The sequence below is a fragment of the Pseudomonas sp. G.S.17 genome (assembly GCF_038096165.1).
In the GTDB taxonomy this organism is placed as follows: Bacteria; Pseudomonadota; Gammaproteobacteria; order Pseudomonadales; family Pseudomonadaceae; genus Aquipseudomonas.
In genome coordinates, this window is record NZ_CP151076.1 from 724035 (window position 1) to 738837 (window position 14803).

The following is a 14803-nucleotide window of genomic DNA, read 5'->3' on the forward strand; positions in this document are numbered from 1 at the left end:
CGTAGGACCGGCTTCAGCCGGGAGGGCGAGCGTTCCGACGATAGAGATGTGGCGAATGGATTCTCCCGGCTAAAGCCGGTCCTACGGAATTCATTCCAGTCAGCGTTATTTCGACTCAGTCATTTTGAAGATGCCCTGGGCATTGCTGCTGTCGAAATTCAGGTCGATGCGACCCGTGTCCGGGTCGGTCTTGCGCTGAATGAACTCCACAAACGATCCCGGAACCTGGTGCTCCCGCAAGCGGCCATCGGCATCAATCAGCCCGCGTTTGACCGTGCAGGCGCGGTAAGCGGTCTGCATCACGCGACCGGAAGTCGAGACTTCGACGGTGGCTTTCATCGGGCGCTCGATGCGGTTTTGCTCCGCAACCACGGCTTCCAGATCCGCCACGCGATCGGTCAGGTGATTGAAGCTGTTGCCCTCGGTGGCAATCCAGGCCATTTCCGCGCTTTCGCTCAGCAATTGCTGATAGTCGGCGTGCTGCACGACGCCATGCTGGCGGTCAAACGCCTGATACAGCGCCGGTAACAGTTCGCCGGCTTCCTGAAGACTGCAATGTCGGGTCAGGCGCAGGCGCTGGAGGATGCTCAGGTGTTGGGCTCGCAGTGGATCGCGACTGGAGCTGACCACGCGGGTTACGGCGCTCTGGAAGGTTTCGCTGAAGCGGCCGGGGTGCAGTTCGGAGACGAAGAACTGCGCGATGTCTTCCGGCAAGTCCTGCTGGCGATAGGCCCAGCCGGTCATGTTGAGTTTGGTCAGCGGATAGGTGCGAACATCGGTGAAACCCAGCGGCTCCAGCAAGCGGATAAAGGCTTGACGTCCACGGGGCAATTCGCCGTTTTCCGGCCAGTCCACGGTGCGAATGGCGCCGTGATCGAACACCACTTTGCGACCTTGCTCGACTTGCTCGTCCACATACTGGCGACCGGCCGGCACCGCTTCCACCAGCTTATGCAGCAGGCACAGGTTCAGCGCTTCGGCCAGCCAGGCGCGATGCAGTGCTGTCTCGTTCCAGGCAAAGGCGTGCAGGCCTGCGGGGACTTCAACGTGGCGTTCCAGCCAATCGGCAGCAGGTTGGCCAACGGTGCGAGCAACGAGAGAGAAGAGACCTTCGAACGAGGACATGGGTGGCGGCTCAGACTGTGAAAGTTAGGACGCTATCTAAGCCCCAATGCCCGAACCCGACAAGCGAAAAAAAACGACGGGGTCATTCCGTTTTCTATTGCCGAGTACCCATCCGCGCAGACTGGCAGGAGGGGACTTGTCCCCGAAGGCAATCGGTCAGGCAACGAAATAACCCGATTTTGCCGTCTGAAATGACGCCTTCGGGGACAAGTCCCCTCCTACATGTCACCGCTAGCACTTCATGGCGCGTACGGCAACTCCCGCTTGTGCTGGGTTTTGCGGTACGTGTCGCAGATGATCTTGAACGCTTCTTCGCGAACCGGTTCGCCATGCAGGAAGGCGTCGATCTCGGCGTAGGTCACGCCGTGAGAGGCTTCATCCGGTTTGCCGGGTACGAGGTCTTCCAGGTCGGCAGTCGGAATTTTCTCGACCAGGGCTTCCGGCGCGCCGAAGTGACGAGCAATCGCGCGAACCTGATTTTTCACCAGGCCGCTGAGCGGTGCAAGATCGCACGCGCCATCGCCGAACTTGGTGAAGAAACCCATGACCGCTTCGGCCGCATGATCGGTGCCGATCACCAATCCTTGGTGTGCGCCAGCAATGGTGTACTGAGCAACCATGCGCATGCGCGCCTTGGTGTTGCCGACGACAAAATCCACGGCGCTGGCATTCTGGTCTTCAAACGCTTTGATCTCGGTCGCCAGGGCTTTGACCGCCGGGCCGATATTTACCGTATGCCGTTCATCCGGCTTGATGAAATCCACTGAAGCCTGCGCCTCATGCTCGTCGTGCTGCACCAGATACGGCAAGCGCACCGCGATGAACCGATAGCTGTCGTCGCCGGTCGTGCTACGTAGCTCTTCGACCGCGCGCTGGGCGAGCAAGCCGGCAGTGAGAGAATCAACCCCGCCGCTGATACCGAGCACCAACGTCTTGAGCCGCGCGTTTTGCAGGCAATCCTGAATGAACACGATGCGCCGGGCGACTTCCGCCTGCAGCGCGCTTTCGTCTGCGAAAGGGGGATGCACCTTCAGTTGTTCAGCGATCTGGAGTTGTACGCCTTGCATGATTCACTCCTTGGTAGGTTAAGAACGGCGATTCGCGTGCGAAAAAACTAAGCGGTTACTTTGAACACGTGTCGCAGATAAGCGACGAAATTCGGGTCTTTGCACTGGGTCTTGCCGGGCTCATCGGAAATCTTCGCCACCGGCTGACCTGCACAGGCAGTCATTTTCAGCACGATGCTCATGGGCTCGACACCGGGGATGTCGGCAGTCAGGTTAGTGCCAATCCCGAAGCTGACATTGATGCGACCACGCAAAGCGCGAAATATTTCCAGCGCCTTGGGTAAAGTCAGCCCGTCCGAGAACACCAGCGTCTTGGTCATCGGGTCGATGCCGATCTTCTGGTAATGAGTGATGCATTTTTCGGCCCACTGCACCGGGTCGCCCGAATCATGACGCAAGCCATCGAATAACTTGGCGAAGTACAGATCGAAATCGCGCAGGAAAGCGTCGGTGGTGATGCAATCGGTCAGGGCGATGCCCAGCAGGCCACGGTATTCATGCACCCAGCAATCGAGCGCGGCAATCTGGCTGTCGATCAGCCGTGGCCCCAATTGTTGATGGGCCATGATCCATTCGTGAGCCATGGTGCCCAGCGGCTTGAGGTCCAGCTTGCGCGCCAGATCCACGTTGCTGGTACCGACGAACTGGCCGGGGAAATCCTTCTTGAGGACGCTGACCACTTCTTCCTGCACTCGATAGGAAAAGCGTCGACGCGTGCCGAAGTCGGCCACTTTCAGCGCGGCCAACTCGTCGGGTTGCGCATTGGCGGTCAGCCAGTCGAATTTGCGGTGCAGCTGATCCGTGGCCTGACTGAGCAGAATCTGCGGATGGCGATGACGATTGCGCACTTCGCTGACAATCGCCAGCACCGGCACTTCGAACAGAATCACGTGCAGCCACGGCCCTTGCAGGCGGATGCACAGCTGATCGTCTTCGATGCTGCATTTGATATAGCGGGTATTGAAGCGGAACAGACCGAGAAACCTCAGGAAGTCCGGCTTCATGAAGTTGATGCGCTCCAGGAAACCCAATTCTTCGGCACTCAGGGACAACTCACACAGATGCTCGACCTGCTGCTGGATTTCGCCCAGATACGGCCGCAGATCCTCGCCATTGCGGCAGCGAAACTCCCACTCGACGTCGACGTTGGGGTAGTTATGCAGGACGGCCTGCATCATGGACAGCTTGTACAGATCGGTGTCGAGCAGGTTTTGCACGATGCGATTGGAGAATGCGCTCTCGCTCATTGGGTCGCTCCAGCAGGACCGGCCGCCAGACGCGGCCAAAACGAATCTGAATCAGTGTTGGTTGACGATGGCGGACATAATGCCAGTGGCGGCGGGATTGGGGGGAATGAATTCAACGCCATGGCGCCGTTGGAGCGAGGCTTGCCCGCGAATCGGACTTCCATTCAACACATTGCTCGCTTGAAAATATGCCTTCGCGGGCAAGCCTCGCTCCAACGGGTATTTGCTCGCTATTACCCCAACTGCTCCATCATCCACTCGACAAAATCCCGGATCTTCGGCACGTCGGCGGCGTGTTCGGGGTAGGCCATGTAATAGGAATCGGTGCTCGGCAGGGCGTATTGCCAGGGGATGACCAGTTTGCCGTCGGCCAGTTCTTCTTCCACCAGAAAGCGCGGCAGCAGTGCGACGCCGCAGCCGACCTGTGCGGCACGGATGCACATATAGAAGGTTTCGAAGCGCGGCCCGTGATAGCTGTGTTCGGTGTGATAACCCTGGCTTTCGAACCAGTCGTGCCAGCCTTGCGGGCGCGAAGCACTTTGCAGCAGCACCAGGTCGGTCAGTTGCGTCGGGTCGCTGAATGGCTGGTCCGGCAGGCAACCCGGCGCGCAGACCGGGATCAGTTCTTCGCCGAACAACTTCATGCTTTCCGCCCCCGGCCGCGCTCCCTGGCCGAAATAGAACGCCAGGTCGCAGCGGCTTTGCGCCAGATCATCGGTTTCCTGCTCGTTGACCAGATCCAGGTGGATGTGCGGATGCCGCAGCCGCCAGCCCTTGAGACGTGGCACCAGCCAGCGGGCGCCGAAGGTCGGCGGCGTCGAAACGCGCAGCACCTCGGTTTCGCCGCCATAAGAGCGCAGGAACAGCGTGGACATTTCCACCTGGCTGAGGATCTTGCGAACTTCGCCCAGATACAGCGCGCCGGCCGGCGTCAGTTGCAGGCGGCGGCGAACCCGGCGAAACAGCAAGTGCTGCACCAGTTCTTCCAGCTGCGCCACTTGCTTGCTGACCGCACTTTGCGTCAGGTTCATCTCTTCGGCGGCGCGGGTGAAGCTCAGGTGGCGCGTGACGGCTTCGAAGCATTGCAGGGCAGTGATCGACGGTAAGTGGCGTTTGTTCAGCATGTTCGGGCCTTTTTGCCTGTTCCGGTGCTCAGCATGAATAAACGGAATGATATCTCGCCTAATGGTCGTTTGTTGAGGCGCGTATACCCAGCTATTACTAGAGGCTGAGGATTTACCCGTATTTTCAGCATTCCCGAAATCAGGAGAGAACATGCTTACCGACTTGCTAACCCGTCTCGGTGTCGACCCCGCGCTTTATCAGAAGGGCGATAAGCCTGTTCACACCCCCATCGACGGTAGCCGCATCGGCGCTGTGAATTGGGAAGGTGCTGCTGAAGTCGAGCAACAAATCAGCCGTGCCGACGCGGCCTTTGATGCCTGGCGCAAGGTTCCGGCACCGCGCCGTGGCGAGCTGATCCGTCTGTTCGGCGAAGCGCTGCGCAAACATAAGGCTGACCTGGGCGAACTGGTTTCCTGGGAAGCCGGCAAGATCACTCAGGAAGGCCTGGGCGAAGTGCAGGAAATGATCGATATCTGCGACTTCGCGGTCGGTCTGTCCCGCCAGCTGTACGGTTTGACCATCGCTTCCGAGCGTCCGGGCCACCACATGCGTGAAACCTGGCACCCGCTGGGCGTGGTCGGCGTGATCAGCGCCTTCAACTTCCCGGTTGCGGTCTGGGCCTGGAACACCACGTTGGCGCTGGTGTGTGGTAACTCGGTGCTGTGGAAACCTTCGGAAAAAACCCCGCTGACCGGTCTGGCCTGCCAGGCGCTGTTCGACAAAGTGGCCAAGGACTTCGCCGGCGCTCCGGCGTATCTGGCTCAGGTCATCATTGGCGGCCGCGCTGCGGGCGAAGCGCTGGTCGATGATCCACGCGTGGCCTTGATCAGCGCCACCGGCAGCACCCGCATGGGCCGTGAAGTCGCGCCGAAAGTCGCCGCACGTTTTGCCCGCAGCATTCTGGAACTGGGCGGCAACAACGCGATGATCCTCAGCCCGAGCGCTGACCTGGATCTGGCCGTGCGCGCCATTCTGTTCAGCGCCGTCGGTACTGCCGGCCAGCGTTGCACCAGCCTGCGCCGTCTGATTGCCCACGAATCGGTCAAGGCCGAGATCGTCGCGCGTCTGAAAACCGCTTACGAGAAAATCCGCATCGGTCACCCGCTGGAAGGCAATCTGATCGGCCCGCTGATCGACAAGCAGAGCTTCGAAAACATGCAGGACGCGCTGGAGCAGGCGTTGAGCGAAGGTGGCAAGGTTTTCGGCGGCAAGCGTCAGCTGGAAGATAAATTCCCCAATGCCTACTACGTTTCCCCGTCCATCGTGGAAATGCCTGAGCAGAGCGATGTGGTCTGCACCGAAACCTTCGCGCCGATCCTGTACGTGGTTGGCTACGAAGATTTCAACGAGGCACTGCGCCTGAACAACGCGGTACCGCAAGGTCTGTCGTCGTGCATCTTTACCACTGACGTGCGTGAAGCCGAGCAGTTCATGTCCGCGCTGGGCAGCGATTGCGGCATCGCCAACGTCAACATCGGCCCGAGCGGCGCAGAAATCGGTGGCGCATTCGGCGGCGAGAAAGAAACCGGTGGTGGCCGTGAATCCGGCTCCGACTCGTGGCGCGCCTACATGCGCCGCCAGACCGCAACCGTGAACTACTCACTGGAATTGCCGTTGGCGCAGGGGATTACCTTCGATTAAGAGGATGTCTGCAGATTATTCGCGAGCAAGCTCGCTCCCACAGAGAGTTCGCAGTTTTGTGGGAGCGAGCTTGCTCGCGAAGGTGTCCGGCCAGTCGAGGTAATTTTCCAGGGTTATCAAAGGCGCTGTCTCTTTCGGGGTTTTGCGATGCCGCTACGCGAAGAATGTCTGTGGGAAACGCTGACGCCCCAACGTCCTGAAGCCCAGGCGTTGCGGGGTGAGTTGACGGTCGATGTGTGCGTCATTGGCGCAGGCATTACCGGTTTGTCGGCAGCGATTCACTTGCTCGAACAGGGCAAGCGCGTTGCCGTGCTGGAAGCCCATCGCAGCGGCCATGGTGGCTCGGGGCGCAATGTGGGGTTGGTAAACGCCGGGCTGTGGATCCCGCCGGATGACATCGAAGCCGGTTTTGGCGAAGCCATTGGCAGCCAGTTGAACCAGATGCTCGGCGCAGCGCCGGCGCTGGTGTTCAGCCTGATCGACAAATACGGCATTGATTGCCAGCTGCGCCGTGAAGGCACGTTGCATATGGCGCATAACGCCAAGGGTGTGGCCGATCTGCGCAGTCGCGAGCAGCAATGGACGCGTCGCGGCGCACCGGTCGAGTTGTTGACGGGCAAGGCCTGCGAAGAAGCCACCGGCACCACGAAAATCACCGCCGCGCTGCTGGACCGGCGCGCCGGTACCTTCAATCCGATGGCGTACACCAGCGGGCTGGCGTCGGCGGTGGGTCGTCTGGGTGGTCAGTTGTTCGATCATTCACCGGTCACCCGTCTTGAGCGCCAGGGCGATAAATGGTGCGTGGTCACCGAGCATGGCGCGGTGCTGGCCGAGAAAGTGGTGATCGCCTCCAACGCCTACACCGAAGGCCAGTGGACTGAACTGCGGCGCAGCTTCTTCCCCGGTTATTACTATCAGGTGGCGTCAACGCCGATGAACGACGAGGCGGCGCAGCAAGTGCTGCCGTTTGGTCAGGGTTCGTGGGACACGCGCCAGGTATTGAGCAGCATTCGCCGCGATGCCGACGGTCGCTTGTTGCTGGGCAGCCTGGGCAATGGCAATCAAAAGCCGGGCTGGTTCCTGAAGGCATGGGCTGATCGTGTGCAACAGCACTATTACCCGTACCTGAAAAATGTGGAATGGGAATGCACCTGGACCGGCTGCATCTCATTTACGCCCGATCATCTGTTACGCATGTTCGAACCTGCCCCAGGTCTGGTCGCGGTGACAGGTTACAACGGTCGCGGGAATACAACCGGGACCGTGGTTGGTAAAGCCTTTGCCGATTACCTGTGCAGTGGCGATTCCACAGTGCTGCCAATTCCGTTTACACCCATGGTGCCGCTGGCGGGTGCCGGGCTGCGTAGCGCATTTTATGAAGCGGGATTCTCCCTTTATCACGCCGGTCAGTGCCTGCGCGTCGTGATCTGACCAAAAACCGCTGCTGTATCAGGCGCTTTGCTCTTAATCCACTAACCTCAAATGGTGCGTCTCGTAGCGCGAGCGCACCTACGGTGTGCACTTCGGTGACGCAAGCTGTTACAGCAAGGTTGTACGTGGCTTATTGGACGGGTTGCTAGTTTTGTTTGCTTGGGTTGCTCTTTTTTTTGTGTGGGTTGCACCTGGCGCGTCCTAGACGGTTGCACGCCCTGCAACGAAGGCTCTAAACGAACGACTTTCAACAAATTCATGAGTTTTTTCAGAATAAAAAACGAATGGCACGCCACTTGCTCAGAGCAATCTCTGTAGTCGCAGTGCTAATCAAAAAAAACCTCAGGAGCACCACTCATGTCGCAGACGTTTTACAGGAAAGGCTTTCTGGCAATCGCAGTTGCTACTGCATTGGGCGTGTCTTCGTTTGCTCAGGCTGATGTCAAAATCGGTGTTGCGGGTCCAATGACTGGCGCCAACGCATCGTTTGGCCAGCAATACATGAAAGGCGCTCAAGCGGCTGCCGACGCTATCAACAAGGCTGGCGGCGTCAACGGGGAAAAAATAGTTTTGGTTGCAGGCGATGACGCATGCGAGCCGAAGCAGGCCGTGGCTGTTGCCAACCGTTTGGTTGACCAGGACAAAGTCATCGGAGTCGTAGGCCACTTCTGCTCTTCGTCGACCATCCCGGCTTCTGAAATTTACAGTGACGCAGGCATCATCGCGATCACTCCAGGCTCAACCAATCCGGCTGTGACCGAGCGTGGCCTGAAAGAAATGTTCCGCATGTGCGGCCGCGATGACCAGCAAGGTATCGTCGCCGGCGACTACATCGTTGACGTGCTCAAAGGCAAGAAAGTCGCGGTCATCCACGACAAGGATACCTACGGCCAAGGCCTGGCCGACGCGACCAAATTGCAGCTGATCGCGCGCGGCGTGACTCCAGTCCTGTACGAAGGTCTGACCCGTGGCGAAAAAGACTTCAGCGCCCTGGTCACCAAAATTCGTTCGGTTGGCGCCGATGTCGTCTACTTCGGTGGTCTGCACCCGGAAGCCGGTCCACTGGTTCGCCAACTGCGTGAACAAGGCCTGAAAGACGTCAAGTTCATGTCCGATGACGGCATCGTGACTGATGAACTGGTCACCACGGCTGGCGGCCCGCAATACGTTGACGGCGTATACATGACCTTCGGTGCCGACCCGCGCATGCTGCCTGACAGCAAGGCTGTGGTTGAAGAATTCCGCAAGTCCGGTTACGAGCCTGAAGGCTACACCCTTTACGCTTATGCTTCGGTGCAAGCCTTGGCTGCGGCGTTCAACGGTGCGAAGTCCAACAAAGGCGACGCTGCTGGCGTATGGCTCAAAGCCCACCCGGTCAAAACCGTCATGGGCGAGAAAACCTGGGATGCCAAAGGCGACCTGAAGGTTTCCGACTACGTGGTTTACCAATGGGACAAAGACGGTAAATACCATCAGCTCGATAAGCAGAAGTAAGCAACGCGCATAGTCAAACGGGTGTTTCAGGACACCGGTTCGTCTTCGTAATGGGGTGTGGATTTCGCGCCCCTTGAGTTCTTCTGTTGCCACATGATGTCGGCCCGGTGCACCTCACGAGGGAGTATTCGGGCCGTATTCAAATGGCCTTTCAAGATTCGTGAGCGTGCGTGATGGATGGTATTTTCCTGCAGCAAATGGTCAACGGGCTGACCCTTGGGTCGGTGTACGGCTTGATCGCCATCGGTTACACGATGGTTTACGGCATCATCGGCATGATCAACTTCGCCCACGGCGACGTTTACATGATCTCCGCTTACCTGGCCGCCATCGGCCTGGCGGTCCTGTCCTTCTTTGGGGTTGAGTCCTTCCCGTTCCTTATTCTCGGCACTCTGGTCTTCACCGTTGTGGTGACTGGGGTCTATGGCTTTGTCATCGAGCGGGTGGCGTACAAGCCGCTGCGCAACTCGACACGCCTGGCGCCACTGATCAGTGCCATCGGTATCTCGCTGATCCTGCAAAACTACGCACAGATCAGCCAGGGCGCGCGCCAGCAGGGTGTGCCCACGCTGCTCGAAGGTGCCTGGCGCATCGAGATCGGCACGGGTTTCGTGCAGATCACCTACACCAAGATCTTCATCCTGATTGCCGCTTTCGTCGGCATGGGCGTACTGACCTACATCATCAAGTACACCAAGCTGGGCAGGATGTGCCGCGCGACCCAACAGGATCGAAAAATGGCATCCATTCTCGGCATCAACACCGACCGGGTGATTTCCTACGTGTTCATCATCGGCGCAGCCATGGCGGCGCTGGCCGGTGTATTGATCACCATGAACTATGGCACGTTTGACTTCTATGCCGGCTTCGTCATTGGCATCAAGGCATTCACTGCTGCGGTATTGGGCGGCATCGGCTCGCTGCCGGGTGCGATGCTGGGCGGATTGATCCTGGGGGTTGCCGAGTCGCAGTTCTCCGGTCTGGTCAATTCCGACTACAAAGACGTGTTCAGCTTCGGACTGTTGGTCCTGATCCTGATTTTCCGTCCTCAAGGCCTGCTGGGTCGCCCACTCGTGGCGAAGGTATAAAGTATGTCTGCTCCTATCGCTAAACCCATCAATATCAAGCAAAGCATAATCGACGCGGTGGTGGCCGGTTTGCTGGCGCTTATTGTGTTCGGTCCTATCGTCGGCATTGTCCTCGACGGCTATAGCTTTAATCTGCAACCGACCCGCGTGGCCTGGCTGGTGGCAATCGTCATGGTTGGCCGCTTCCTGATGAGCCTGTTCCTGCAGACGCCCAAAGGCATCGCCATTTCCCAGAGCTTCGAAAGTTCCGGCTCTGGCGTGCATGTGCTCAAGCCTGACCACAAGAGCAAGCTGTACTGGGTCATCCCGCTGCTGATCGTGATCGCCATCGTGTTCCCGGTGTTCGCCAACAAATACATCCTTACCGTGGTCATTCTCGGCCTGATTTATGTGCTGCTGGGCCTTGGCCTGAACATCGTGGTCGGTCTGGCCGGTCTGCTCGACCTGGGTTACGTGGCGTTCTATGCCATCGGCGCTTACGGACTGGCACTGGGTTATCAGTACCTCGGCCTGGGTTTCTGGTCGGCATTGCCATTGGCGGCCATGGCGGCAGCGTTGGCTGGCTGCATTCTCGGCTTCCCGGTCTTGCGCATGCACGGTGACTATCTGGCCATCGTGACGTTGGGCTTTGGCGAAATCATTCGTCTGGTGCTGAACAACTGGCTGTCGTTCACCGGCGGACCCAACGGCGTGCCGGTGCCATCGCCGACGTTCTTTGGCCTGGAATTCGGTCGCCGTGCCAAAGATGGCGGGGTGCCGATTCATGAGTTTTTCGGCTTCGATTACAACCCGGACCTGAAATTCATCTTCATCTATGCGGTGCTGTTCCTGGTCGTGCTGGCGGTGCTGTACGTCAAGCACCGCTTGACCCGCATGCCTATCGGTCGTGCCTGGGAAGCGCTGCGCGAGGATGAGATCGCCTGTCGTTCCATGGGTCTAAACCACGTACTGGTCAAGCTCTCGGCGTTTACTATTGGTGCGTCCACGGCAGGTCTGGCCGGGGTGTTTTTCGCCAGTTATCAAGGCTTCGTCAACCCGACGTCGTTCACCTTCTTCGAGTCGGCCTTGATTCTCGCTATCGTGGTTTTGGGTGGCATGGGCTCCACCGTCGGCGTTGTAATTGCAGCCTTCGTGTTGACCGTTGCTCCGGAATTGCTGCGCAGCTTCTCGGAGTATCGCGTCCTGCTGTTCGGAATCCTGATGGTGTTGATGATGATCTGGCGCCCACGCGGCCTGATCCGCATCAGCCGTACCGGCGTTCGCCCGCGCAAGGGTGTGTTGGTTGATCCCAATGCCACTGGGAAACAGGGAGTTACGCCATGAGCAGCGAAATCATTCTCTCTGTCGAACATCTGATGATGCACTTCGGCGGTATCAAGGCGCTCAGCGACGTCAGCATCAAGGTCCGCAAGAATTCGATCTTTGCCCTGATCGGCCCCAACGGCGCGGGCAAGACCACGGTGTTCAACTGCCTGACCGGTTTCTATAAAGCCACCGGTGGGCGTATCGAGCTGCATACGCGCGGAACAGCGACCAACGTCATCAAGCTGCTGGGCGAACCCTTCCAGGCCACGGATTTTGTCTCGCCAAAAAGCTTCCTCAGCCGCGTGTACTACAAGATGTTCGGTGGCACCCATCTGGTGAACCGTGCCGGGCTGGCGCGAACCTTCCAGAACATTCGCCTGTTCAAGGAAATGTCGGTGCTGGAAAACCTGCTGGTCGCCCAGCACATGTGGGTCAACCGCAGCATGCTGGCCGGCATCCTCAACACCAAGGGCTACCGCAAGGCCGAAGAAGACGCGATCAACACCGCGTTTTACTGGCTGGAAGTGGTGGATCTGGTGGATTGCGCCAATCGTCTGGCCGGTGAATTGTCTTACGGCCAGCAGCGCCGTCTGGAAATCGCCAGGGCCATGTGCACGCGGCCGCAGGTTATCTGCCTCGACGAACCGGCCGCGGGCCTCAATCCGCAGGAAACCGAAGCCTTGAGCGGCATGATCCGCTTGCTGCGCGACGAACACGACATGACCATCGTGCTGATCGAGCACGACATGGGCATGGTCATGGGAATTTCCGACGATATTGTGGTGCTCGACCACGGCAACGTGATTGCCGCCGGTGGGCCGGAACAGATCCGCAACGATCCGAAAGTGATCGCCGCGTATCTGGGCGCTGATGAAGAGGAGTTGGTATGAGTAAGCCGATCCTCGAATTGAAAGAGATCGATGTGTTTTACGGGCCTATCCAGGCCCTGAAAAAAGTCTCGCTGCACATCAACGAAGGCGAAACCGTGAGCCTGATTGGCTCCAATGGCGCGGGCAAGTCCACGCTGTTGATGTCGATCTTTGGCCAGCCGCGTGCGGCAAGCGGGCAGATCATCTATCAGGGCACCGACATCACCCACAAGTCGTCGCACTACATCGCGTCCAACGGTATCGCGCAGTCGCCGGAAGGGCGGCGGGTATTCCCCGACATGTCGGTGGAAGAAAACCTGATGATGGGCACCATCCCGATTGGCGACAAACACTCGGCTGAAGACATGCAGCGCATGTTCGAGTTGTTCCCGCGCCTCAAGGAGCGCCGTAACCAGCGCGCCATGACCATGTCCGGCGGCGAGCAGCAAATGCTTGCCATCGCCCGCGCCCTGATGAGCCGGCCCAAACTGCTGTTGCTCGACGAACCGAGCCTGGGTCTGGCGCCGATCATCGTCAAACAGATCTTCTCGACCCTGCGTGAACTGGCGGCCACCGGCATGACCATCTTCCTCGTCGAGCAGAACGCCAACCACGCGTTGCGACTGTCTGACCGGGCCTACGTGATGGTCAACGGCGAAATCCGCCTGACTGGCACCGGCAAGGAGCTGCTGGTCAACGAAGAGGTCAGGAACGCTTATCTGGGCGGGCATTGATTGCTTGATAGCGGTGTGAACAAAAAAGAGGCTTCGGCCTCTTTTTTGGTTTTCTGGAGTCTGTGAGAGTGAGCTTGCTCGCGAATGCTGTTTCGAGGTCGCGGTAAATTTAGCTGATTCACCTGCCTCCTCGCGAGGAGGCTCGCTCCCACATTAAAATTCCCGCTTATTCGGAATGCACAAATACCAGGCTTTAAAGCCACTTCGCCAATTGTGGAAAACATTTTTGACGTGCCGCTAAACCGCGACATAAAGACGCTGCAAATAGTTGTTTTGTCACGCTTTTGACTTGTTCAGGTTTACTGTGGAGGTGCCTGTGAATAACGTGGGAGTAGCTGGCTGAAGCCCTTTGTTTCTGCGGGTTGTAGCGATGTGATCAAATTTTGACCAGTGGTTTTTTCAGTTCCTTTACCGGGGTTTGTCAACGTTTTAAAGACTGGTTTTTCATACAGCTTTTAGAACGGTCCAGCCTGTGGATAAGTCTGTGGGCAAGCGTTGGAAATAGTCGGCAAAGTGCCGGTTGGTCTGGCTCGCAGCAGCCCTTGGAAATCTACCCGACTGATCTTGTTTCACGGCCTTTACAGATGCCAGGCGCGACGTCAAGGGAAAAACGTCGTCTTTCGTCCTGCAGGCCGCGCCATGTCTAGCTTGTACTGTTTTGTACTTACTCCCAAAGACTGTGGGTCTGGCTGTGGATAACGTGGGTAAAACTGCGTGCAGGCCATGTGGGAACTGGCTCGGCTCTGGCTGGTTGTTTTTTGTACAGCTGCATGAATGTTTTATCCACAGACTTGCCGGTAACCGGTCTGGGCGGGCATTCTGCTGGCCTTGTTCGATTTAACGCTTCCAAGGGGCAGCATTGCCTCGTGCCACTTCAGGAGAACGAAATGACTTCCACTGTGTTCATTACCGGGGCAACTTCCGGATTTGGCGAAGCCTGTGCGCGCCGTTTTGCCGAAGCCGGATGGTCGCTGATCTTGACCGGTCGCCGTGAAGAGCGCCTCAACGCCCTGAGCGTTGAATTGTCCAAACAGACCAAAGTGCACACGCTGGTGCTGGACGTACGTGATCGTGCCGCCATGGAGGCCGCTATCGAGGGGCTGCCTGCGGAGTTCGCCAAGATCACAGGTCTGATCAACAACGCCGGTCTGGCGCTGGGCATCGATCCTGCGCCGAAATGCGACCTGGACGATTGGGACACCATGATCGACACCAACATCAAGGGTCTGGTCTACAGCACGCGCTTGCTGCTGCCACGCCTTATCGCCCATGGTCGCGGAGCGAGTATCGTCAACCTGGGTTCGGTTGCGGGCAACTATCCATATCCGGGCGGCAACGTCTACGGCGGCACCAAGGCATTTGTCGGTCAGTTCTCGCTGAACCTGCGCAATGACCTGATCGGCACGGGCGTGCGCGTCACCAATCTTGAGCCAGGCCTGTGCGAGAGCGAGTTCTCGCTGGTGCGTTTCGGTGGCGATCAGAGCAAGTACGACGCCACTTACGCGGGCGCCGAGCCGATTCAGCCGCAGGACATTGCCGATACGATCTTCTGGATCATGAACACCCCGGCGCACGTGAACATCAACAGCCTTGAGCTGATGCCGGTAAGCCAGACCTGGGCCGGCTTTGCGATTGATCGTAATCGCGGGTAAATCTGGAGGCGGCTGAATTTAAACG

12 protein-coding genes are annotated in these 14803 nt (G+C 58.3%); 8 read left to right on the plus strand and 4 right to left on the minus strand.

The features are described 5' to 3' along the window. Positions 1 to 105: 105 nt before the first annotated feature. The 4 genes from AABC73_RS03250 to AABC73_RS03265 all read right to left on the minus strand — a co-directional run bounded on the left by AABC73_RS03250 (position 106) and on the right by AABC73_RS03265 (position 4563). Positions 106 to 1125 carry a DUF1338 domain-containing protein gene (locus tag AABC73_RS03250; RefSeq protein WP_341522437.1) on the minus strand — a complete coding sequence of 340 codons (1020 nt, stop codon included), beginning with the start codon at positions 1123 to 1125 and terminating at the stop codon, positions 106 to 108. A gap of 239 nt (positions 1126 to 1364) precedes the next feature. Further along, positions 1365 to 2192: an ammonia-dependent NAD(+) synthetase gene (gene nadE / locus AABC73_RS03255; RefSeq protein WP_341522438.1), complete on the minus strand. Its 828-nt coding sequence runs from the start codon at positions 2190 to 2192 to the stop codon at positions 1365 to 1367. A 47-nt stretch (positions 2193 to 2239) separates the two neighbouring features. Next, complete coding sequence (pncB, locus tag AABC73_RS03260; RefSeq protein WP_341522439.1) at positions 2240 to 3439, minus strand: nicotinate phosphoribosyltransferase; 1200 nt, start codon at positions 3437 to 3439, stop codon at positions 2240 to 2242. Positions 3440 to 3672: 233 nt separating this feature from the next. Then, positions 3673 to 4563 (minus strand): LysR substrate-binding domain-containing protein, encoded by an 891-nt coding sequence (locus AABC73_RS03265; protein WP_341522440.1) that lies wholly within the window; start codon positions 4561 to 4563, stop codon positions 3673 to 3675. Positions 4564 to 4714: 151 nt separating this feature from the next. Here AABC73_RS03265 and AABC73_RS03270 point away from each other — a divergent pair, with 151 nt between their 5' ends. The 8 genes from AABC73_RS03270 to AABC73_RS03305 all read left to right on the plus strand — a co-directional run bounded on the left by AABC73_RS03270 (position 4715) and on the right by AABC73_RS03305 (position 14778). Then, entirely contained in the window at positions 4715 to 6205 is a 1491-nt protein-coding gene (locus AABC73_RS03270; RefSeq protein ID WP_341522441.1) for an aldehyde dehydrogenase family protein, read from the plus strand. A 147-nt stretch (positions 6206 to 6352) separates the two neighbouring features. Further along, complete coding sequence (locus AABC73_RS03275) at positions 6353 to 7636, plus strand: FAD-binding oxidoreductase (RefSeq protein ID WP_341522442.1); 1284 nt, start codon at positions 6353 to 6355, stop codon at positions 7634 to 7636. Between the two features lie 357 nt (positions 7637 to 7993). Beyond that, positions 7994 to 9130, plus strand: a complete 1137-nt coding sequence (locus AABC73_RS03280) for a branched-chain amino acid ABC transporter substrate-binding protein (protein WP_341522443.1) — start codon at positions 7994 to 7996, stop codon at positions 9128 to 9130. Positions 9131 to 9303: 173 nt separating this feature from the next. Continuing rightward, positions 9304 to 10218, plus strand: coding sequence for a branched-chain amino acid ABC transporter permease LivH (locus tag AABC73_RS03285; RefSeq protein WP_341522444.1), 915 nt, complete (start codon positions 9304 to 9306; stop codon positions 10216 to 10218). Between the two features lie 3 nt (positions 10219 to 10221). After that, entirely contained in the window at positions 10222 to 11541 is a 1320-nt protein-coding gene (gene livM, locus AABC73_RS03290) for a high-affinity branched-chain amino acid ABC transporter permease LivM (RefSeq protein WP_341522445.1), read from the plus strand. Then, positions 11538 to 12413 (plus strand): ATP-binding cassette domain-containing protein, encoded by an 876-nt coding sequence (locus AABC73_RS03295; RefSeq protein WP_341522446.1) that lies wholly within the window; start codon positions 11538 to 11540, stop codon positions 12411 to 12413. The genes livM and AABC73_RS03295 overlap by 4 nt, the downstream gene beginning before the upstream one ends. Further along, positions 12410 to 13126: an ABC transporter ATP-binding protein gene (locus tag AABC73_RS03300; protein WP_341522447.1), complete on the plus strand. Its 717-nt coding sequence runs from the start codon at positions 12410 to 12412 to the stop codon at positions 13124 to 13126. Before AABC73_RS03295 ends, AABC73_RS03300 begins: the two co-directional genes overlap by 4 nt. 887 nt (positions 13127 to 14013) lie before the next feature. Beyond that, the gene (locus AABC73_RS03305; RefSeq protein ID WP_341522448.1) at positions 14014 to 14778 is read left to right on the plus strand and encodes an SDR family oxidoreductase; all 765 of its coding nucleotides are present in this window, start codon (positions 14014 to 14016) and stop codon (positions 14776 to 14778) included. The last annotated feature ends 25 nt before the right edge of the window (positions 14779 to 14803 follow it).